General features: G+C 45.0%; 15 protein-coding genes and 1 tRNA gene. 10 read left to right on the top strand and 6 right to left on the bottom strand.

All coding sequences use genetic code 11. The annotated features are described in order from the left end of the window. Positions 1-223 precede the first annotated feature (223 nt). The 3 genes from ABUE30_RS05245 to ABUE30_RS05235 all read left to right on the top strand — a co-directional run bounded on the left by ABUE30_RS05245 (position 224) and on the right by ABUE30_RS05235 (position 6,103). Complete coding sequence (locus ABUE30_RS05245) at positions 224-2,341, top strand: beta-galactosidase (protein WP_408622653.1); 2,118 nt, start codon at positions 224-226, stop codon at positions 2,339-2,341. A 420-nt stretch (positions 2,342-2,761) separates the two neighbouring features. Beyond that, a complete protein-coding gene (locus tag ABUE30_RS05240; protein ID WP_408622652.1) occupies positions 2,762-4,441 on the top strand; it encodes a carboxylesterase family protein in 1,680 nt (559 codons plus the stop codon). Positions 4,442-4,567: 126 nt separating this feature from the next. Further along, positions 4,568-6,103 (top strand): carboxylesterase/lipase family protein, encoded by a 1,536-nt coding sequence (locus tag ABUE30_RS05235; protein WP_408622651.1) that lies wholly within the window; start codon positions 4,568-4,570, stop codon positions 6,101-6,103. 353 nt (positions 6,104-6,456) lie between these two features. Here the strand turns inward: ABUE30_RS05235 and uxuA are convergent, their stop codons facing one another. Both uxuA and ABUE30_RS05225 read right to left on the bottom strand, forming a co-directional pair. After that, positions 6,457-7,638, bottom strand: a complete 1,182-nt coding sequence (uxuA, locus tag ABUE30_RS05230; protein WP_408622650.1) for a mannonate dehydratase — start codon at positions 7,636-7,638, stop codon at positions 6,457-6,459. 25 nt (positions 7,639-7,663) lie between these two features. Continuing rightward, a complete protein-coding gene (locus ABUE30_RS05225) occupies positions 7,664-8,437 on the bottom strand; it encodes an FCD domain-containing protein (protein WP_408622649.1) in 774 nt (257 codons plus the stop codon). A 521-nt stretch (positions 8,438-8,958) separates the two neighbouring features. On the opposite strand from ABUE30_RS05225, the gene ABUE30_RS05220 reads away from it, so the two are divergent. Further along, on the top strand, positions 8,959-10,458 hold the full coding sequence (locus ABUE30_RS05220; protein ID WP_408622648.1) for a mannitol dehydrogenase family protein: 1,500 nt from the start codon (positions 8,959-8,961) through the stop codon (positions 10,456-10,458). Between the two features lie 65 nt (positions 10,459-10,523). Here ABUE30_RS05220 and ABUE30_RS05215 read toward each other — a convergent pair whose 3' ends face one another. Continuing rightward, on the bottom strand, positions 10,524-11,300 hold the full coding sequence (locus ABUE30_RS05215; protein WP_408622647.1) for a MipA/OmpV family protein: 777 nt from the start codon (positions 11,298-11,300) through the stop codon (positions 10,524-10,526). A 215-nt stretch (positions 11,301-11,515) separates the two neighbouring features. Here ABUE30_RS05215 and ABUE30_RS05210 point away from each other — a divergent pair, with 215 nt between their 5' ends. Genes ABUE30_RS05210 through ABUE30_RS05200 form a run of 3 tightly spaced genes read left to right on the top strand, consistent with a single transcriptional unit; the run spans position 11,516 to position 15,061 of the window. Then, a complete protein-coding gene (locus ABUE30_RS05210) occupies positions 11,516-12,817 on the top strand; it encodes a PqiA/YebS family transporter subunit (protein WP_408622646.1) in 1,302 nt (433 codons plus the stop codon). Then, positions 12,810-14,465, top strand: coding sequence for an intermembrane transport protein PqiB (gene pqiB, locus ABUE30_RS05205; protein ID WP_408622645.1), 1,656 nt, complete (start codon positions 12,810-12,812; stop codon positions 14,463-14,465). The genes ABUE30_RS05210 and pqiB overlap by 8 nt, the downstream gene beginning before the upstream one ends. Then, positions 14,465-15,061: a PqiC family protein gene (locus ABUE30_RS05200; protein ID WP_408622644.1), complete on the top strand. Its 597-nt coding sequence runs from the start codon at positions 14,465-14,467 to the stop codon at positions 15,059-15,061. The genes pqiB and ABUE30_RS05200 overlap by 1 nt, the downstream gene beginning before the upstream one ends. Before the next feature lie 130 nt (positions 15,062-15,191). Here the strand turns inward: ABUE30_RS05200 and ABUE30_RS05195 are convergent, their stop codons facing one another. Beyond that, positions 15,192-16,385 (bottom strand): XylR family transcriptional regulator, encoded by a 1,194-nt coding sequence (locus ABUE30_RS05195; RefSeq protein ID WP_408622643.1) that lies wholly within the window; start codon positions 16,383-16,385, stop codon positions 15,192-15,194. A 188-nt stretch (positions 16,386-16,573) separates the two neighbouring features. On the opposite strand from ABUE30_RS05195, the gene xylB reads away from it, so the two are divergent. From xylB to xylA, 3 genes are all read left to right on the top strand, one after another. Further along, positions 16,574-18,025, top strand: a complete 1,452-nt coding sequence (gene xylB / locus ABUE30_RS05190) for a xylulokinase (protein ID WP_408622642.1) — start codon at positions 16,574-16,576, stop codon at positions 18,023-18,025. Positions 18,026-18,246: 221 nt separating this feature from the next. Continuing rightward, the gene (locus tag ABUE30_RS05185) at positions 18,247-19,641 is read left to right on the top strand and encodes a sugar porter family MFS transporter (protein WP_408622641.1); all 1,395 of its coding nucleotides are present in this window, start codon (positions 18,247-18,249) and stop codon (positions 19,639-19,641) included. Positions 19,642-19,766: 125 nt separating this feature from the next. Further along, positions 19,767-21,083 carry a xylose isomerase gene (gene xylA / locus ABUE30_RS05180; protein WP_408622640.1) on the top strand — a complete coding sequence of 439 codons (1,317 nt, stop codon included), beginning with the start codon at positions 19,767-19,769 and terminating at the stop codon, positions 21,081-21,083. A 121-nt stretch (positions 21,084-21,204) separates the two neighbouring features. Here the strand turns inward: xylA and ABUE30_RS05175 are convergent. Both ABUE30_RS05175 and ABUE30_RS05170 read right to left on the bottom strand, forming a co-directional pair. Continuing rightward, positions 21,205-21,294 (bottom strand) — tRNA-Ser (locus tag ABUE30_RS05175). Positions 21,295-21,572: 278 nt separating this feature from the next. After that, positions 21,573-22,964, bottom strand: a complete 1,392-nt coding sequence (locus ABUE30_RS05170; RefSeq protein ID WP_408622639.1) for an NAD-dependent succinate-semialdehyde dehydrogenase — start codon at positions 22,962-22,964, stop codon at positions 21,573-21,575. Between the last annotated feature and the right edge of the window lie 204 nt (positions 22,965-23,168).

The following is a 23,168-nucleotide window of genomic DNA, read 5'->3' as shown; positions in this document are numbered from 1 at the left end:
GCTTTACATTTTATTGACAGGTCTATTTGCGCTTAAAAATAATAAGGGCATTCGTGTAAAAGGCATCTTTTTAGAAAATATAAGCAATGATTATTGGCTATGTTAATTGCAGGATTTATTACATCCCGTTGTCTATATTTTCTATATGAAGCTATTTAAAAAATAATGAGACACGTTTTGGATGATAAGGTGTTTTGTCCTTATCAATAAAAGGGATCAATCCATGTCATTGAATAAAAAGTTATTAATTCCTGCTTTTATGACTGTCAGCGCACTGGCAAGCAGTGTGGTACAGGCGGCTTCCCTTGCTAAAAAACCAGCCGATCATCTGTATTTTGGTGTGGCCTATTATCATGAGTACTTACCCACAGACCGTCTGCATCAAGATATTAAAATGATGAAAGAAACTGGCATTAATGTGGTGCGAATTGCCGAGTCAACGTGGGCCACGTTGGAACCGAAACCTGGGGAATATGACTTTTCACAGATTGATCCAGTGATTAAAGCGATGGGTGCCGCTGGGATTGATGTGATTGTCGGCACGCCCACTTATGCCCTACCGAGTTGGTTGGTGAAAGCGTATCCAGATATTCTGGTTCAGACCCCAGCTGGGCAGATGCCCTACGGACCGCGGCAAAACATGGATATTACCAATCCACATTTTCGCCAAGCTGCTCAAGCCATGATTGAAAAACTCATTGCGCATGTAGCGCATTATCCCAACGTAATCGGCTATCAAGTGGATAATGAGACCAAGTCTTATCATACCAGTGGGCTCAATGTACAGGCAGCATTTCGTCAATATCTAGAGAAAAAATATCCGAATGTAGATGCATTCAACCATGAGTTTGGAACGGACTACTGGAGTCATCGCATCGCCAGCTGGCAGGATTTTCCAGATTCAGTGAATGGTTCGGTCAATGCGAGTATCCAAACTGAGTTTGCTCAATTTCAACGTAAATTAGTGACCGATTATTTAAATTGGCAAATGAAGTTGGTTCGTAAATATGCTCGTCCCGATCAGTTTGTAACGCAAAACTTTGATATGGACTGGCGCGGTTATTCATATGGGCTACAGTCACAGGTCAATCAGTTTGAGGCCGCCAAAAACTTAAATGTAGTTGGCATGGATGTTTATCATCCGACTCAAGATCACCTGACAGGACTTGAAATTGCGATGAGCGGTGATATGGCTCGCTCATTGAAACTGGGCCAAAATTACTACGTAATTGAAACGCAAGCGCAAGGCTTTCCAAATTGGACGCCTTATCCAGGGCAGCTGACATTGCAAGCCTTTAGCCATTTAGCCTCTGGAGCGAATATGGTTTCATACTGGCATTGGGGCACGACTGCTAACTCAATTGAAACATACTGGCGCGGTTTGTTGTCGCAAGATTACAAACCTAACCCAACGTATCGCGAAGCGCAGAAAATTGGGGCTCAATTTAAAGCACTCAGTTCTCAGCTGGTGGATCTGAAAATTGATAATCAAGCGGCAATCTATGTAAGTAATCAATCGCTTAGTGCGTTTAATGCCTTTAAGTTTGGTTGGACGAGTCAGATTGGCTACAACGATATTCTCCACGATTTTTATCAGTCTCTCTATGATATGAATGTTTCAGTGGATTTTGTGTCGCCGCAAAGTACCCAGCTACAATTGGACCACTATAAACTGTTAGTGGTTCCGGCACTTTATTCTGCCTCCAAAACGGATTTAGAGCGTTTGAATCAGTATGTGAAACAAGGCGGACACATTGTTTATACCTTTAAAGATGGCTTCTCTGATCAGCATGTCAAAGTATGGGATAGCCAACAGCCTGGGATAATTAATCGTTCTGCTGGCGTACATTATCAGCAGTTTGTCATTCCTGAAAATGTTTCGCTGAAAGGCAACCCTTACCATGTGAGCAAGCAGCAAAACCAAGCCAAATGGTGGATGGAGTTATTGGTGCCTGATCACGGCAAAGTATTGGCTTATTATCAGCATCCAGTTTGGGGCAAATATGCTGCGATAACGCGTAACTCGTATGGCAAAGGGGATGCAACTTATATTGGTTTTATGCCCAAACAGAAGTTACTCCAAGCTATTTTAGCTCAAGCTGTGAATAACGCGGGTATCGATGGTCGCGATCAAAAATTTAAGTTCCCACTTATTGTTAAAACAGGGATAAATCGGCAAGGTCATATCATCAAATATGTTTTTAACTACTCCAGTCAATCTCAGTCATTTAAATATAACTGGGCATCGGGTCAAGATATTTATCATAACCGCGCCGTGGTTCATGGACAGCAAGTGGCATTGCCCGCATGGGGTTTATCAATTTATGAAATAACTAAATAAACTATGTTTCGATTATCTGAAACAGAGTGTTTTAAACATTTGGATGGCCGAGCTAATCGGCAGTTGAGCACGACCTTTATGATCCGCGTGGTTGTTATGCCCATTTTAAGTGATTCAAACGATCTGATTGATAAGCTCATTGATATTTTTGTCGTCATTGAGTTGCTAACTCTTTCAAATAACCAGCTTTGATAAGCATTTTTTTGGATTATATGCCCAGTTCAGTTTTAGCAACATCACCTGGTTAGTCGCAAGATAAAGCGATTTTATGTCGCCCTTTTCGTCCAACATTTTTAGATGATGCGTTTGTGTTTAGTTTCTATTGCATAGGTTGAACGTTGCTGCACAAACGACGTGTATTGCAGGTAAAAGGGTCTTGCTATTAACCAGTATGAGATGAGTTCATTAGGAGAGATAAGTATGGGTATCATTAAGTGGAGTATAGTCGCAGCCGTTTTTTTTTGTAGTGTGGTTAATGCCTTTGCTCGCGCGCCATTAGTGCAGTTGCCATCAGGGCAGATCGAGGGGCTGCGCCAAAACGGCGTTGATCGTTTTTTAGGGATCCGTTATGCCAAAGCCCCAGAGGGAAAACGGCGCTGGCAGCTTCCTCAATTGGCCTCTTTGACGGGCACCTATAAGGCAATCCAAGAGGGCGCTGTTTGTCCGCAGTGGCAAGATGGAAAATTGACCGGTCAGGAGGATTGTTTAAATCTAGATATCTATCGCCCTCATCAGGGACAATCATTGCCGGTATTGGTGTATATCCATGGCGGTAATAATCAAACTGGAAAGGCCAATGAATTTAATCCTGCCGCGTTGGCACAAGCACTTAATGCGGTCATCGTGCAGATTAATTACCGACTCGGTGTGCTTGGATTTAATCCGCTGCAAGCGCTTAAAACTAAAAATTTGCAGCAGGCTTCTGGCAATTTTGGCCTACTCGATCAGCGGGCTGCATTGATGTGGGTACATCAACATATTGGCGCGTTTGGGGGAAATCCGAAGCAAGTCACTGTCGCTGGTTTTTCAGCGGGAGGACGCGATGTCATGGCGATGCTGATTTCACCGTTATTTAAAGGTCAATTTCAACGGGCTATTGTCTTTAGTGGCGGAATGACAACCGCTGGCGTGGCGCAAAGCCAACAGGTTTTTCTGAATGCTTTTGCCCCATTGGTTGTTGCCGATAAAATTAAACCCACGTTGCAACAGGCCAAAGACTGGCTGCATCAAGGCGGCAAGGCAGTTGTTCAGTATCTTCAGCAATTATCGCTGCAGCGATTAGTCATGTTGATGAATAATGCCGGGATCCGCATGAATGTCTTTCCGCATTTGTATCGTGATGGTCATGTATTGCCTAAACAGGGATTCCAAACGACGACTTACCAAAGCGTGCCCGTTATCATGTTATCCGGACAAACTGAGTTTTCAATCTTTGCTTTAAATGATCCTTATTTTGCTAAAGCTTGGCATGACGGTTCGCTGCTAAATACCCCATCGTTGTTGCAACAGTACCAGTTTGTCAAACACTATGGGGGGCAGCTATATAGCTTGTTTAATGTTCAGCAGTCGGCACAGCAGATGTATGCTCACTATCGTGCACCTATCTATGGGACTGAAGTACAACTGGGAAACGATCCTTATGTCACGCCCGGCGTACAGATGGGGCTATTAGGTGCATTTCATGGTATTTTTATGCCGCTACTTGATCACAATTGGAATCGGCATTTTTTGGGGGATGCTTTTCAGCAGCCGGGTGCTTTAGCTTTGTCCAAGTATTTTCGACGCTATTTAGCCAACTTTATCCGAAGCGGCAATCCAAACGGCGCTGGTTTAGTGCCTTGGCTGCGTTGGACGCCTAAGCATGATCAACAAGGCCAAGCGCTGTTGATGCTTAATGCCAATCTGCATAAGGCGGTGATTAACATGTCGTCGAAATCTTATGATCAGCAGAATTTGATTGTTGCAATGAAACAGGATCATCAATTGCCAAATGCCATCAAACTGCAGCTGATTCACAAGGTGTTAGATGGTCGCTGGTTTAGTCATGCGTTAGATCAGTCATTTGATTCCCCTTCATTGTGGCCAGCTGTGCAAAAGTAGTGTGATAACAGATTATAAACAAAGGCTTTAGCGACTCTGTTCATCAACTTGGGGTGAGAGATATGAATCGCTAGATAGACAGCCATCATTAGGATGGGTCGTTCGCGAAGACGTAAGGCGGAGAACATGCGATTATTAAATTGGGGAGTTGCTGCGGCGCTTTTTTATAGCACAGCAGTGCTAGCGAGAGGACCGATAGTTCAGCTACAATCAGGGCGTATCGAAGGGAGTGTGCAAAACGGTGTCGATCGTTTTTTAGGGATCCCTTATGCGCGTCCACCCGTTGGTACACTCCGTTGGCAACGGCCGTTGTCAGCTAAGCCTTGGCAGGGGATTAAACAGACCACTACCTTTGGCCCAAGTTGTCTACAAACACCGTTGAAAGGCGATGCTGCGCCATTGCCGCCTCGTTATAGTGAAGATTGTTTAACGCTTAATGTGTGGCGACCAAGCCAAATTCAACAGCGAATGCCGGTGATGGTTTGGATCCATGGCGGAGGATTTGTCAATGGCGGTAGCGCAGCTATTGTGTATGCGGGGCGCTCATTTGCACGCCAAGGAATTGTGTTTGTAAGTATTAACTATCGCTTAGGGCGACTAGGTTTCTTTGCTCATCCAGCTCTGACTAACAATTTATTCCATGGTAATTATGGATTGATGGACCAAATTAAAGCGCTGCGCTGGGTTCAGGATAATATTATCTCATTTGGTGGCGACCCGAGTAACGTGACGCTGTTTGGTGAGTCAGCGGGTGGCTTTTCGGTGCATGCGCTTTTAACTAGTCATTACAGTCGCGATCTGTTCAATAAGGCGATTATTGAATCGGGAGGTGGGCGCGTGAATATTAATGGTGATTATCCATGGAATAAAGCGGTGCAAACCGGCCTTGCTTTTGCTAAAGCCCATGGCATTAGTGGCAGTGGTGCTGATGCGTTAGCAAAACTGCGGGCGTTACCCGCTAAAATGGTCGCCGGTGATATCAATATGTGGAATATGGGCGCGCAGCGGGCCACCTATTCAGGCCCAATGATGGATGGGCATGTCATGACCGAAAACCCTGAGAAAGCGTACCAAGCCGGAGATTTTGCGCATATCCCTATTCTGGTTGGGGCGAATAGCTTCGATTTGGGCTTTGTCATGCGTCACTATAAAAATCGAGCTGATATCTTTAAGCAGTTCGGAAAACAAGCGGCTCAAGCCGCGCATGCCTATGCGAATGTTCACCCATTAAAAGCTTTAGCGTATCGCATAGCGATGCAAAAGATGATGATAGAGCCAGCGCGATTTGTGGCGCAAGAGTTTGCTAAACAACATGTTCCGGTTTGGGAATATCGGTTTGGCTATGTGGCTAAGAGTCGTCAAGATCAGTGGCCAGGCGCCGTGCACGCCTCTGAGATCCCATATGTATTTAATACTCTGAATGCGACTTACGCCGATAAGGTGACCGCCTCTGATCAACAGATGGCAACATTGATTCATCAATACTGGGTGAACTTTGCTAAAACCGGCAATCCCAATGGTAAAGGCTTAGCAAATTGGCCCCAATATTCGCTGAAAAAAGATCAACTCATGTGGTTTTCACCCAAAGGGGCTGAAAATAGCCATGCCGTCCGTGATCCGCAGCAATCGCAACTCGACTTAGTTCAACTGTTGCAGCCTTAATTTCTCTTCTGATGGGTTGGTTTGATCGGCCAACCTTTTGGGCTTTTTCATTTGTCTTTTTTGTGATTTTTGAGTGGAAAAATAATACCAATTACACCAGTTAATTGGTATTACTCCAGCGCGACCATGAGCCGTTGTAGCTGAGCATAAAACTGCCATGTCGACGGAGACGATCGCAGAGCAAATATTTGCCTATAATGATGCTACCCAACAGATCGAGTAATTAATGATATTGTCTGGCGCATGGCAACCGATGTGGACAAGCAGACAGTTAGTTGTTTACTTGTAAGGCTCATATTCACTGGGTCTAACCGCCTAAAAAAGCCCTGGTTGGGGCTTTTTTAGATTATTCATTATTTGTCGAGTATTTGTTTTAAAGCCAATTCGATACCGCTTAATTCGGCAAGCCCTTTCATCCGCCCGATACAGGAATACCCAGGATTCGTTTGTTTATTAAGATCATCGAGCATTTGATGACCGTGATCGGGGCGCATCGGGATAAGGCGCTGTTCCCCTTGTGTTTGGCGACGCCGCTCTTCTTTGAGTAGAGCCGTGATAACGCCCACCATGTTGACATCACCCGTGAGATGGGATGCTTCATGGAAACTTTTGGGGTTGTCTTCGCGCTCGGTTGATCGTAGATGGACAAAGTAGATGCGATCGCTAAATTGCTCAATCATATTGACCAAGTCATTATCGGCTCGCACCCCATAAGAACCGGTACACATGGTAAAGCCATTCATCTGGCTTGGCACGGCTTGGGTTAGCCATTGCATGTCTTCAATCGTTGAGACAATGCGTGGCAGACCTAAAATTGGACGCGGTGGATCATCGGGGTGAACAGCAAGTTTCATCCCGTATTGCTCACAAATCGGCATTAGCTGCAACAAAAAGTACTGTAAGTTGTTGCGCAGCGTCGCTTTGTTGATAGCTTTATAACGATCCAACTGTTTTTGGAATTCGGTTAAGGTATAGCCTTCTTCGGCGCCAGGTAGCCCCGCAATAATATTGGCTGTGAGTTGGTTAATATCTGCTTGACTCATTTTCTCAAAATAGGCTTTCGCTTGGGCCTTTTCATCGCTGCTATATTCAGCCGCTGCGCCAGGGCGTTTGAGAATATGCAGTTCAAATGCGGCAAACGCAATTTGGTCAAAGCGCAGTGCCCGTGAGCCATCAGTAAGTTGATAAGCGAGATCGGTGCGAGTCCAATCCAGAACAGGCATAAAGTTGTAGCAGACCGTATCAATGCCACACTGAGCCAGATTGATCAGCGTTTGTTTGTAGTTATCAATCCACGTCAGGTAGTTGCCACTGCGCGTTTTGATCTCTTCATGGACTGGCACGCTTTCCACAACTGACCATATTAATCCAGCCTGCTCGATCAGGGCTTTACGTTGTTGAATTTCATCAACAGACCAAACTTGTCCATTGGGAATATGGTGTAATGCGTTGACAATTCCGGTTGCTCCAGTTTGTCGAATATCACTTAAGGTGACGGGGTCATTGGGCCCGTACCATCGCCATGTATGTTCCATAAATTATCTCACTTAGATTAAATTATTATTCGAGCGTCGGTATATTGTGAAGTGGAGCAGAGCTAAATAAATAGCCATCAAATTCAGGGTCGTTCACATCAGAAAGCTCAAATAAACGTTGTTTCACATTCTCAAGGTGTTGCCACATCGCCTGTTTGGCTTCGACAGCATTTTTCATTTTGATGGCGGACAATATTTTTTGGTGATCGTCCAACCAATCTTTTCGATAACTGTGATTGGTAATATGGGTGTGGAGCTTTTTCCACATTGGACTTTGCTGACGGCGCAGCCACAGAGATTCTAACATTTCTTCTAAAAGACTATTTTGAGTGGCTTTAGCAATGGCCAAATGAAAACTTTTGTCGCCATCATAACTTGTATCGCCCTCAGCTAGCGCTTGTTTTTCGCTCACTAATGCTTGATTCATCGCTTTAATATCGTGTTTAGTAACCTGTATTGCTGCAAGCTCAGCTAACTGACTTTCAAACAGTTGGCGGGCTTGTAGATATTCAAAAGGACCAATATCATCACGTATTCCGTCTTGTTCATCTGTATTTGATGGGCGTGGGGCGGGTTGTGCAATCACATAGATGCCAGAACCTTTGCGAATTTCAATCAACTCTTCGAGCTCTAGCATGATCAACGCTTCTCGCACGACCGCGCGATTGACGTCGTAGAGCTGAGCAATTTCGCGCTCTGGCGGCAAGCGTTCCCCTACTTGATAATCGCCTTGCTCGAGTAGGCTGCGCAGCTTAAGACCAATGGTTTGGTACTGCCGTTTAGGTTCTCTGGATAACATAGTTCACTCAAATTGCTTCATGTTGTGTGATGATGCGAGTGCCCGTATCGTGCAGATCCAACATCTCATGGTAATGACAATACAGCTAAATTTTTGTTTTTTTTGGTCAACCAATTTATAGCTTAAGTCAGTCTTCGAATTGATTTCAATGGTGATTATCACTTGAAGACTAAATGCTAAGGCTAAATTGGTTGACCAGTCAATGGATAATCTTATTTTTATTGATTTTTAGCACCAAAATTATAAATGGTTATACCAATTTTTTATAAATTGGGATGTTTATCACAAAAATAAGTCAACCAATCGCTTACCGTTGCCAGCATCATCATAGACTAACCACGCTTTATTGGGTTGTGTTTCATCTTAATATCAACAGATTGAATATTATTGATGGGACGTCTGCGACCAAACTTTAAGTCTCGCTAAGATACTGTAAGGAGTGGTTGCCCCATTGTGAAGTCAGTAAGTCGATTTATCCATTCCTTTATCTTCGAGGATCTCTTTCAATAGGAGCAAAATTAATGCAAGCAACGATTGCAACGGCGAATTTACCAGAGCAGGTGAAACGTCCTAGCTATGATCGTCATCAGCTCAAACCGAAATGGGTGCATTTAGGGTTTGGTGCTTTTCACCGCGCGCATCAGGCGCTGTTTATGAACGACTTAGCGCAAGATGAGGCAACTGATTGGGGAATTTGCGAGATCAATTTGATGGGTGGCGAAACGCAAATAGAGATGCTTCGTCAACAGGAACATCTGTATACAGTCATCGAAAAAGGAGCCACGCAAACGGCTGTGAAAGTCAGTGGTTCGATCTGCCAGTCACTCCATCCACAGTTAGATGGTATTGACGCTGTGTTGGATAAATTGGCCGATCCCGAGGTGGCTATCGTCTCGATGACCATTACTGAAAAAGGCTATTGTGCAGATGCTCTAGGACGGTTGGATTTAACCCATCCACTGATCGTGCATGATTTAAGTACGCCTGATGAACCCCAATCGGCCATCGGTTATATCGTAAAAGCGCTTGCGATGCGCTGCCAAATGAAAGCCAAACCGTTTACAGTTCTCTCCTGTGACAATATTCAAGGCAATGGAGACGTAGTTCGCCAAGTTGTGCTTGATTATGCTCAGCAGCTCGATGCCGAGCTTGCCCAGTGGATTGATGCGCATGTCACTTTTCCATGTACGATGGTGGATCGAATTGTGCCAGCGATGACATCAGAATCCTATCAACAGGTGAGTCAGCAATTGGGCGGTGTGAGCGATCCCTGCAGTATTGTCTGTGAACCATTTCGTCAATGGGTGGTAGAAGATCATTTTGTCGCAGGCCGACCCGCATGGGAAAAAGTTGGAGCTCAGCTGGTTGATGATGTTGTTCCATTTGAAGAGATGAAACTGCGAATGCTCAATGGCAGTCATTCATTGTTGGCCTATCTTGGTTATTTAGGTGGCTATGAAACGATTGCCCAGACGGTGGCTAATGATGATTATTGCCGCGTTGCTCGGGCATTAATGATGGATGAACAAGTTCCGACATTGCGGGTACAAGGCGTTAATTTAAGTGGTTATGCTGATTCGCTGTTAGAACGCTTTACTAATCCTAATTTGCAGCACCGAACTTGGCAAATCGCCATGGATGGGAGTAAAAAATTGCCGCAGCGAATGCTGACCTCGGTACAATTTCACTTAGCCAAAGGTAATGACTTCCCTTGTTTGGCGTTAGCTATTGCTGGATGGATGCGTTATGTGGCGGCAGTTGATGAAGACAATCGGCCCATTGAAGTCGTTGACCCGATGGCAAGTGAACTGAAAGCGATTTGCGATGGGCAAGGGCTGAATGTGTCGGTTGTAGCCAAATTACTCGCTGTTGATGCTATTTTCCCCGCTGAATTAGCTGCCAATCAGACCTTTGTCAGCGCGATTGAGTGTGCTTACCAACAGCTTTTAAAGCTAGGTGCTAAAGGTGCTGTGACTCAATTAGCGGCGTTGCTGACATCACCGACGCAGATCGGCAAGTAAGCTGCGCGCGCAAGTTATCATAATGTAGCCACTTCAAAAAGGTGGTTACATCAATCTGAAAGGCGCTACCAGATTCGATAGGACAACGCTAATACCGTGGTCAAGTTATTGTTATCTTGCACCACATCGCTGCGAGCGACCTTATCGCTTAAATGGGTGTAACCGACTAGCAGCGATGCGGTCATATTCTCCCCTATGAGTTTGATAAGGCCTAAGCTGAGTTGATGCCCATATCCACCGCCTGCACTATGGTAGCGCGCAAAACCCGTTTGCTGGCTTTGCGTTGTATTGACGCCATAAAAGGTTTGGGTGTAATTATGAGTTGCCAATAACCAGCTGGCTTTGGCTATCAGCCTAAATTGATTGGGGAGGGGGAACTGCCCAGAGATTGTGGGTACATAGTTGATCCCTTGATCATGGTTTAATGCTGTTGTTGCGCTGACGTCAGCGCTAATATAAGGATTGAATGCATAACCGAACGTGGTTGTGCTAGTCCACGCTGAATCAGTTTTCCCCATCCCTTTAAGGTAATCGCTGCCATTACCCCAATTACTATCACTGTCTTTGCGCGTGCCGCGATAACCTAATGACTGTTCGACATACCAGTGATTGGTTAAATCGAGATGGACACCTAGTCCACGATGAAAATCTAAAAAAAACATGCCCATCTTCGCACTGACTAAAGGTAAAATTTGTAGATGCGAATCATTTGAACCCGAATAGCGGGGAGCGTGGGCGATGAACGCACCAATTTGCACGCCATCGTTTGGTGCTGCATAGACAAGTGGCGATAGGCTAAGTAATGGGAGTGCACAGGCTAAGATGCGATTTTTGTGTTTCATCTGATTCTCTTATTGAGTGGCTTGTCTAATTTTGTACTATATAACGAATAATGGGGAAAAACATAGCAGTCTATGACTGGCATAAATCTATGCAAAATCAACAGATGCAAATATAATGGTGTCGATTATCGATGTCATTATAGATATATTTTATTGATCGATGACGATTAAGCATCGACTGCTGTTATTGACGCCTAGTAAGGGAGTGCGTTGGTTTGAAGGTATTCTCGATATCAAGATTCAAACAAGAGCATCCTATCCGCCCAGATGAACAGCAGCAGCCTCATTTGATGGTCTGCGAATGTTGCGATTGGATCAATTCGTTACCTGTGATGCATCCGGGAGAGAAAGCACTTTGCGCGCGTTGTGGGCATACTCTCACGGTCATCTATTCCCACTGGCCCGAGCGTATCTTGTCGTTGTCGGTGGCGGCATTGGTGATGTTTCTGATGGCGATTTATTTTCCACTGATCGGTTTTTCATCACACGGCATTGAGCAATCGATTCATTTGTTCGATATGATCAGCGTTTTGATGTCGCATCATTTTTTGGGATTATCAATCATCATATTATTGTTGCTGGTTATTTTACCGGTAAGTTTCTTGTTAAGTATTATCTACATAGCTATAGCAGGGGTGACGGGTTGGCCGCTGTTGGCTAAACGTTTGGCTGCACGTTGGTTGGTGGTGGTGCAGCCTTGGCTGATGGTCGATGTATTCTTAATCGGCGTTTTGGTCGCCTTGATCAAGCTGCATTCAATGGCGAGTATTCAGTTAGGTCTCTCATTTTGGGCTTACTGTGGGTTTGTGATCCTCTTTGTCATCGTGATGGGACTGGTGGACAATCGCCAGCTTTGGCGTTGGATTGATGACACTCAGAGCGTGGGGGCTAATGTGACTGGCGTGGCCTCTCAGCAAGGGCTTGGCATGTGCAGCTTTTGTGGTTTATCTGTACACCTGGATGCGCAGCACTGTCCACGCTGCCAACACTTTATAAAACCTGAACGCAGCACTGATTTAAGCAAAACGGTGGCGCTCTTGATTGCCTCGATATTGATGTATATACCGGCCAATTTTTTCCCCATCATGGATACTCATTCGTTAGCTATAACGCATTATTCCACCATTATTGGCGGTGTTTTGTTGTTGTGGCAGATGGGGTCTTATCCGGTGGCTATTGTCATTTTTGTGGCAAGCATACTGGTGCCGACTAGTAAAATATTGGCACTGTGTTGGTTGTGTTGGCAGAGCTATTTTCCATCATCGCAATCGATAAGAATTAAACAGAAGTTGTATCAGTTGACAGAATTTGTGGGTCGTTGGTCAATGATTGATGTATTTGTTGTGGCCTTATTAACATCGTTGGTGCAGTTGGGAGGATTAATGTTTATTGTTCCAGGACCAGCTGCTTTGTCATTTGCCTCTGTGGTCGTATTAACCATGGTCGCTGCGATGAGCTTTGATCCCCGATTATTATGGGCGAGTGTTACGCCAGAAGAGGAGAGTATCTTTGAGTGACTTAAAACCATCGGTCCAATCGCTGCGCCGTGTACGATTTAACTCGATCTGGCTGGTTCCGATTGTGGCGTTAGTGGTTGCTGGCTGGATGCTCTATCAAAACTGGGCGACTCAAGGGCCGCTGATTGAGATCGTCGCCTCTAATGCAGAAGGGCTATCCGTTGGTAAAACCAAAGTAAAAGCGCGTAATGTCGATGTCGGCGAAGTGACCAGTATCCATCTAAGTAAAGATTATAATCATGCCATTATTCAAGTGCGATTGGATAATGGCACCCGTCAGATGCTCGGTGATGATACTAAATTTTGGGTGATTAAACCGCGAATTGGTCGAGAAGGTATTAGTGGCTTAGGGACTTTGTTATCGGGAGCTTATATTGAGATGGAGCCTGGTCATCAGGGGGAAAAAACTCGCTTTAATATGCTGACCCAAGCTCCATTATCAACATCTGAAGACCAAGGTATCCGTCTGCGACTGCGCAGTAATGGATTATCCAAGCTTGATGTGGGTGCGCCCGTGCATTTTCACGGCTATGAGGTCGGTTATATTGAAAAAGTGGGGTTTGATCTGAAGAGTGCAGATATTACCTATCGACTCTTTATCAAAGCGCCCTATGATGAATTGGTCAACAGCTCGGTGCAATTTTGGTTAACCCCTGGGCTTGCTATAGTAAGTTCCGCGCGCGGAGTGCAGGTGAAAATGGACTCGCTAGAGACACTACTTTCAGGCGGCATTAGTTTTGGCGTAACCAAAGGTCATGCTGGTAAACCGGTACCTGATTTTACCCAGTTTAATCTTTATGGTTCAAAAGAGCAGGCTGAAAACCACCGCTATGATCAATTTATTAATTATGTATTCCTATTTAATTCGAATATCAGTGGGCTTGAAGAGGGCGCTCCGGTGGAATTTCGTGGAATTCGTATCGGTACCGTGACTCAAGTCCCTTATAATGGTATTTCGTTCCACCGCTTGTCAACGATGAGCAATCCTTCAATTCCAGTACTTGCTCGGATTGAGCCACAACGCTTAGATAGTGATTTTCAGAAAAATATTTCGTTAAAAGATTGGCAAGAGCTACTTAAAAGTCAAATTAAGCTGGGACTGCGTGCTTCATTAGAAACGAGTAATATTCTCACCGGTGCCAAAATTATTGATATTGATTTTGTTCCTCACGCAAAAGCACCGACATCTGAGACTTTTGGTGGATATGCCGCATTTCCCACTGTAGCGGGTAAATTCAACCAAATTCAGAATAAGTTGGTTCAAATCCTTGATCATCTAGCTAAAGCGCCCATTCAGCAAACAATGCAGGGAGTACAACAAACGCTCAAACAAGCGGATCAGAGTTTAATCAGCTTGCGGCAAAGTAGCGATCAGCTCAATCAATTACTTAAGCGCTCTACTAAAGAGCAACTGCCGACGCATGTTCGCGATACGTTGGTGCAAATTAATCGTACTTTGAGTCAGTATCAACAGCAGGGGGCGATGGGACAATCATTACAGCAGAGTTTTAAATCGCTACAACGCTCGCTCAATGAACTGCAACCTTTGTTGCAGCAATTGGGCGAACATTCTAATGCATTGATTTTTGATCATTCAAGGCCCGCTGATAAGATCCCTCCTGCAGGTCACCCAATGGAGAGTCACTAATGAATAGATGGCGGATGGTTTACAGCCTAGCGGCGCTGGTTTTGCTGGCAGGATGCAGCCACTCTGAGTCCACCCAAGGTACTCAAGAGTATTTGCTCAGCGTTTCACGTTCAGTGCCGGCTATTCAGAATGCATCGCCGCAAACGGGTGCAATTCAATTGTTGGCCATTCAACTGCCCGATTACTTGGATGGCAATCAGATGATCATAGTCAGTCCGCAAGGGCAGGTGTATCGCAGCCGACAGCATCTTTGGGCCGAGCCTCTGGCCTCACAACTGCGCCGTTTAACCCAAACGCGATTAGCCGAACGACTCCCTCAGATCAACTGGTTTGTCGCAGGCAAAGATCAACCGCGCGCGCAACTGCAGATTGAATGCACCCAATTTATGACGGATACCCAAGGTAATGTTCATATTAGCGGCTATTGGCAATTGCTCAGTTCACACCATGAACGGCAAAGTCGACATGCTTTTCAAATTAGTGCGCCATTGGCACATTCTGGTTATTTGGCAATGAGTCAAACACTATCGCAAAGCTGGCTTAAAATCGTTGACAAGATGGCGCAGATATTGGCTCACTCGAGCGTGATGAACTAAGTCGCAGATGAATGGATTTGGTTGTTTCACCAAGCGCTATATATTGGCTAAACAATCGATGCAGTATTCGTCGATTTTCAAAACTGTGATGGACTCACTTATTGCTCGCGGTTAAATTTGCACTTATGCATCAAAGAACATCGCTGGAAGTCAATATGCTCTCACGATTGCGGTATTTTTTTGGGGTCAGATTGAAGTTTTTCTTAAACACTGCATACATGTATTGTATGGAAGGATACCCACAGTAATAGGCAATTTGAGCGATGGATATATCAGTTGTGCGTAGTAATTGGCAGGCTTGCTGCAACTTGAAGTGATGAATGGTTTGATGGATAGATTGCCCTTGTTCTAGTTTGAAGCGGGCTTCTAAATTAGAGCGAGACAGGCCAATATAATCGAGAACTTGTTCAGTTTTGATGCCATGGCAAGCATGCTGGCGAATATAGTGCATTGCTTGAATCACATAGGGATCGTTGAGAGCTTGAAAATCACTACTTTGGCGGGCATGGATAGTGAGCGGTGGGATGAGTATTCGCGATGGACTCGCTGTCAGTGACTTGCTCGCGAGTAGTTTGTCTAATAACTCAGCCGCCCGATACCCCATCTCTTGGCATCCTTGTTGCACCGAGCTTAGGGATGTCCGAGTAAGATAACGCGCGACCTCTTCATCATCAATTCCTACGATAGCAATTCGCTCTGGAACCATTAATGAAAGCTCATCACATGCTTGGAGTAGGTGTCTAGCTCTGGAGTCGGTGACGGCAATAATGCCAATCGGTTTGGGAAGTTCTTCGAGCCACCGGCAAAGTTGCTGCTGCGCAATTGGCCAGTTTTGTGAATCAATAATATGACCATGAAAGATGTGACTTGCAAATCCTTCTTGCTGAGTCACGGTTGCAAAGGCTTTTTCTCGCTCGTTAGCCCAGCGATAATGGGGGTCTCTTGGAATACCATAAAAGGCAAAATGTTCTAACCCGCGGGATTTAAGATGCTCAAATGCAAGCATGATCACTTGCCGATTGTCTGTGGCGACATACGGGACGTTGGGATAGTGCTCAGCGCAAGCGTAGGATCCGCCAATACCAACTACTGGAACATTAAGTCGCGCAATATGGTGTTCAATATAAGGATCATCTAAATCGGCAATTAAGCCATCGCCTTGCCACTGCTTGAGACTGGTTTGTTGCGTTCTAAAATCATCTTCTAAAAAAATTTCCCAGTTACATTGGGCTGTATTTAAGTATCGTCCAACACCTGCAATAACCTGCCTATCGTAGGTTTTATTGGCATTAAACAACAGTCGAATAAAGCGCTTTGTTTTCAATTGATATTCTACTTATTACTAAAAAGGATCATTTTAGATGAGGGCTATAATGGATGTTGTGAACAATCACGCATCCAGCTCACAAAAGTAAAATTAGTAACTGGGCAATAATAAAAAACATAATTGCTTTTTTATGGTGGGTGTCGAACATTAGGATCATTCACAGCAAAATGAGCTAGGAGTAGCAGATGTATTTGGGAATTGATTTAGGAACCTCCAGCGTTAAAGTGATTGCATTGGCTCAAAGCGGCGAGCTACTAGCACAATGCAGCTGCGCGTTATCGGTGCAGCATCCACACCCTCTTTATAGCGAACAAGATCCGCAGCAATGGTGGCAAGCGAGTGAACACGCTATTGAGGGATTAAAAAAGCAGGTCGATCTATCGACGGTCAAAGCCATTGGTTTATCAGGGCAGATGCATGGGGCCGTGTTATTAGATGCTGCAGGGGATGTTTTGCGTCCTGCAATATTATGGAATGATGGGCGCAGCTATCAGCAATGTGTGTTGCTAGAAAAATTAGTGCCAGATAGTCAACAACGCACGGGTAATCAAATTATGCCGGGCTTTACTGCGCCCAAATTACTTTGGGTGAAAGAGCATCAAGCTGACATATTTGCGGCGATTGACAAGGTGTTATTGCCCAAAGACTATTTGCGTTATTGTATGACTGGCGAATATGCCAGTGATATGTCTGATGCTGCCGGGACGATGTGGTTGAATTTGGCTCTGCGGCAGTGGGATGACACGTTGCTTCATGCCACTGGGCTCACCCGTGAGCAAATGCCAACGCTTTATGAAGGGCCTGAAGTGACGGGTTTTTTGAAAAAGGATATCGCCGCGCGCTGGGGTATGTCGTGTGTGCCAGTGGTCGCAGGTGGTGGTGATAATGCTGCGGGCGCGATTGGGGTTGGGGTGACGCGTCCTGGGCAAGCGATGCTCTCGCTGGGTACTTCCGGCGTGTATTTTGCGGTCAGTGATGGCATCCACCGTAATCCAGATTCTGCTCTACATAGTTTTTGTCATGCATTGCCACATTCATGGCATTTAATGTCGGTGATTTTAAGTGCCGCGTCGTGCCTCGATTGGATTGCTAAACTGACTCATTATGAGTCTGTTAGCCAGATGCTAAGCACTTTAGATACCGCCTTGCTGGAACAGAGCCAGGTTACTTTTTTACCCTATCTGTCCGGTGAGAGAACACCGCATAATGATCCTAACGCCAAAGGTGTATTCTTTGGCTTGACGCACAATACAACCCGTGAACATCTGGTTCAAGCGGTGTTAGAAGGCGTGTCTTTTGCTATGGCAGATGGGGTGGATGCACTCCATCAAAGCGGTTATCAAAGTGATGAAATCACCTTGATTGGCGGCGGGGCAAAAAGTGCTTATTGGCGCCAATTATTGGCTGACACCTTAGCGCGTGATTTAATCTATCGTGCGGGAGGGGAGGTTGGCCCCGCTTTAGGCGCTGCCCGCTTAGCGATGCTAGGAACAGTTCCGCATGCCAATATTGATGATTGCTGTCCACAGCCTGAATTGTTAGCGACTCATCAACCTGATCGTAAGCGTCATCAGCAATTACAACAAAAAAGAACGATCTATCAAGCTCTCTATCCGGCTCTTAAGTCATTGTTTTAGAAGTGTCTATTCTTCTTCATTGTGTATAAAAACGCAGCCTGTAGGCTGCGTTTTTATAACACGCCTAGATCAATACAGATGCTTCAGGTAAATGGAATGTGAGAAAACCCGTGTGGTATCACATTTACCAAATCACATAATCAGGATATGGATAAACATAATTTCGCTTGTTGTCAGGCTCTCTAATATAGCTGTGGATGAAATGTAAACGGAGAATGGCAATGAAACAGATCCATGTACTTAGGTTGACGTTAGTTGTTGCATTAGGTGGCTTGTTATTTGGTTATGACACAGCGGTTATTTCAGGTGCTACGCAAGCGCTACAAACATATTTTTCATTATCCCCGGCACAGCTTGGATTCGCTGCGGCATCGGCGTTGATAGGTTGCGTGGCAGGAGCGGCGATAGCGGGTGTGTTAAGTAGTCGTTATGGTCGGCGCGGGGCGTTGATTGTTGCCGCTTTATTATTTTTAGTCTCAGCGATTGGCTCGGCGGTAGCGGCCAGTGACTTTAGTTTTATTATCTATCGGATTATTGGTGGTATTGGAGTGGGGATCGCCTCGATGGTATCGCCCATGTATATCGCCGAAATTGCCCCGTCGGAGAAGCGAGGTGCGCTGGTAGCTTGTAACCAGTTTGCTATCATTTTTGGGATGTTGGTGGTTTATTTTGTGAACTATGGCATTGCGCTGCTTGGGCCAGAAAGCTGGTTAAATCAAGTGGGTTGGCGCTACATGTTTGGTTCAGAAGCCATTCCTGCAGGATTATTTTTACTGCTTCTCTTTACTGTGCCAGAAACACCGCGTTGGTTAGCTATGAAAGGTCGAAATCAACAAGCTCGACAGTTACTACAAGCGTGTAACCCCAGTAGCGATATAGAGCCTCTGTGGCGTGATATTGTCGCATCGCTAGAGCATAAGTCGGTGAGCATTCGTGAACAAGGTTTAACTGGACTGGTGGTCATTGGGGTACTACTGAGCGTGTTTCAACAAGTTACTGGGATCAATGTCTTTCTTTATTATGCCCCGACAATTTTAAAAGGTTTTAGCAACTCTTCAATTGATATCGCTTTACTGCAGACTATCTTAGTGGGTGCGGTTAACCTCTTATTTACCGTTGTTGCTATTTTTACTGTGGATAAATTTGGCCGTCGACCATTAATGATGATTGGCGCCGGCATTATGTCGGTGAGTATTTTTGCCATTGGCACCGCTGCTTATTTCCATGCTATTGGTGGTTATTTACTCTTTTTCGTATTGGCCTATATCGCTGCTTTTGCGTTCTCTTTAGGGCCAGTGACCTGGGTGTTGCTCTCAGAAATATTCCCCAATAGTGTCCGTTCCAAAGCGCTCTCTATCGCTATTTTAGCGCAATGGGTTGCCAACTATGTGGTCTCACAGACCTTCCCGATAATGAATGCTAAAAGTGGTTGGGTATATCAAACCTTTAATGGTGGGTTTCCGTTCTGGCTCTATGGCGTCATGGGCATTTTTACTATTGTCTTTATCTATCGTTGGGTACCCGAAACCAAGGGGCGCTCATTAGAGCAATTAGAAATGTTATGGCATAAACAACCGGAGTCAGCCGTTTTTGGGGAAAAATCGCATTCGCATTAGCCATCGTCTTGTGAGCGTTGCCACAGTGATGAGATATCGTAACCGTATTACCAAAAATCATCATTGTCTGGCAGCAGAGAATATTCACAATAGTTATTATTATCAACATGTTTGAGGTAAATAAAATGAGTGATTTTTTTAAAGAGATCGATTCAATTCCTTTTGAAGGGCCAGACAGCCGTAATCCTTTAGCATTTCGTTATTATCAAGCTGATCGCCAAGTTTTAGGTAAATCGATGCAAGAGCAACTGCGTTTTGCGGTGTGTTACTGGCATACCTTTGCTTGGGTGGGAAGTGACATGTTTGGCGAAGGGTCATTTAAGCGGCCTTGGCAACAGCCTGGCGATGAGATGGCAATGGCAAAATTAAAAGCGGATGTTGCCTTTGAATTTTTTAGTAAATTGGGTGCGCCATTTTATTGTTTTCATGATGCTGATATTGCGCCACAAGGTAGGAGTATCAAAGAGTTCACGCATAACTTCGAGGCAATGGTTGATATTTTAGCCGCTAAACAAGAGCAAACTGGTATTCAATTGCTTTGGGGCACAGCCAATGCATTTACCCATCGGCGTTATATTAGTGGCGCGGCGAGTAACCCAGATCCTGAAGTGTTTGCTTATGCTGCGACGCAAATTTTTAATGCCATGAATGCAACGGCTCAATTAGGTGGGCAAAACTATGTGTTATGGGGGGGACGAGAAGGTTATGAAACATTGCTCAATACCGACTTGCGCCGTGAACGTGAGCAGCTCGGGCGATTGATGCAAATGGTGGTGGACTATAAACATAAAATTGGCTTTAAAGGCACCATCTTGATTGAACCCAAACCACAAGAGCCAACCAAACATCAATATGATTATGATGTCGCGACTGTGTATGGTTTTCTCAAACAGTTTGGTTTAGAAAAAGAGATTAAGGTGAACATCGAGGCTAACCATGCAACGTTGGCTGGACATACCTTTCAGCATGAGGTGGCTATGGCGAATGCACTCGGAATTATGGGTTCAATTGATGCCAACCGTGGTGACCCTCAGTCGGGATGGGATACCGACCAGTTCCCCAATAGTGTCGAAGATAATACCCTGATGCTCTATGAGCTATTAAAGAGTGGTGGGTTTGGCAGTGGTGGGCTTAATTTTGATGCCAAAGTGCGCCGTCCATCGATTGCGCCAACTGATCTTTTTTATGGCCATATCGGTGGGATGGATACCATGGCGTTGGCACTGTTAAAAGCCGCTGAATTGATCGAATCAGGCCAGCTACTTGACCATGTTGAGCAGCGATATAGTGGCTGGGATCAACTATTAGGGCAACAAATATTGCGTGGCGATTATAGTTTGGCATCGTTGGCCAATTATGCCTTAGAACATGATATTGATCCGCAGCCCGTTTCTGGTCAGCAGGAATATTTAGAAAACATGGTCAATCGGGTGATTTACTAACGTTAAATTCAGAGTCAGTCGAAGGGGTAATCACAAGGGAGATGGGCGCGATATTGTGACATTCAGGCGCCCCATAAACAATGGGTCAGCGGGTAGCAAAACTAGTTATAAGGCCTGATTATGGCGGAGAGAGAGGGATTCGAACCCTCGGTGAGATCACTCCCACAACGGTTTTCGAGACCGTCCCATTCGGCCACTCTGGCACCTCTCCGCGTTTGCTCAGTAGTGTACGCCGATTGATTGATAATACAATCAGTCGGCTATTTTTTGCATTTGTTTGAATAGTTTTTACTCTGTAGTGACTTAAGATTGAAGCGACATAACGGGTGGCATTAACACTTAGCTTTTATGAGTCACGCTTTACTCAACACTATAATGCACCTAAGTGGTGAGCGATGACTAACTAATGACCGACGCAAGAATTGTTTATTATAGGTATAAAAAAGCCAGCTAATACATAGCTGGCTTATATATCATGTCTTATAAAATTTAGAATGGCGCATCGATATCGACGACATCAATCAATTTGTGGTTCACAAACTCTTTTAAACCTAAACCAAGTAGTTCTCGGCCATATCCAGAGCGTCGCACCCCACCAAACGGTAAGTCGGCTTTCACCATGGTTGGATGGTTGACAAAAACCATCCCAGTTGAGATTTGTTTGGCAACTTCATAACCGTGCTTAGTATCTTGGGTAAATACCGAACCACCTAGTCCAAAGGGGGAGTCGTTCGCAATCGCAATTGCGTCAGCTTCATCTTTTGCTTTGAAGATCAGTGATACTGGGCCAAAAAATTCCCAGTAATAAGCAGGGTTATCAGGGGTAACATTGGTCAAAATAGTCGGTTGTACAAAGGCCCCTTGTGCGGGTACTTTTGGGCCGACTTCGGTTGCTGTTGCGCCATATTCAACGGCTTTTTTGATCTGGGTTTTGATATCATCAGCCGCACCTTGTGAAGACAATGGCGCTAATGTAGTGTTTGCATCCATTGGATCGCCGACACGTAATTGGGCCACACCCTGGTGGTATTGCTCTAAAAATTCGTCATAAATATCGTCGACGATAATCATTCGTTTCGATGAAACGCATACCTGACCGCCGTTCCAGTGACGACCAAAAACAGCCCATTTAACTGTTTTTTCAAGCTCTGCATCTTTAAGAACGACAAAGGCATCCGCGCCGCCGAGTTCCATTGTGGATTTTTTCAATGCCTTGGCGGCAGTTGCTGCAATGATTGCCCCCGCATCTTCAGAACCGGTCAACGCGACACCATGTACCCGAGGATCATTTAAAATCATTTCTATCTGATGACGAGTTGCATAGAGGTTAGTGAAACATCCTTGCGGTAGACCTGCATCGAGCATCAACTGCTCAAATGCGTGCGCGCATTGCGGAACGTTTGAAGCGTGTTTGAGCAGCAGTACATTCCCTGCTGAGAGTTGTGGCGCTAGGATACGAGCAATTTGATAGAACGGAAAGTTCCAAGGTTCAATCGCGAGCAAAATACCAAGTGGATCATGAACTAATACGGCTTCGCCTTCGCTGGCATCAGAAACAGGTAATTTTTCAGGGGCGAGAAGGCGCTCTGCATGTTCGACATAGTACTCAAGAATTTGCGCTGAAAGTTCAACTTCTGCTTGCGCTTCAGCAAACAGTTTACCCATCTCCAATGTTAATAGTTTGGCATAATTGTCGCTGTTTTTGCGCAAAATATCCGCGGCCTTTTGTAGAATGCTGGCTCGATCAGAATAAGAGATCTGCTTCCAAGATGAAAAAGCGGCATGGCTATCGGTTAGAGCTTGACTGACTTGTTCATCAGTTGCGTCGGGGAAAGATTCGATAAGTTTCCCTGTATAAGGGTTGGTAGTTGCATAGGCCATACGGTTCTCCTCTAGCGGCGTATAAGATAGCGATCTACAGACAACATACACCTTGCCCATAGATTTTCATAGGTGATTAAACTGTTAATCGTGTTGATGACTTGTTAGACGATAAACCCTATTTATGTTAAGGACTTTGAGCCGCCTCTCGAATTCAGATAAATAATATTTTTATTACTCTAGATGGGCTCAGCGATATGTAAA

It is taken from the genome of Celerinatantimonas yamalensis (assembly GCF_046054155.1).
In the GTDB taxonomy this organism is placed as follows: Bacteria; Pseudomonadota; Gammaproteobacteria; order Enterobacterales; family Celerinatantimonadaceae; genus Celerinatantimonas; species Celerinatantimonas yamalensis.
The sequence above is the reverse complement of the archived record's forward strand: the minus strand, read 5'-3'. Positions and strand labels throughout refer to the sequence as shown.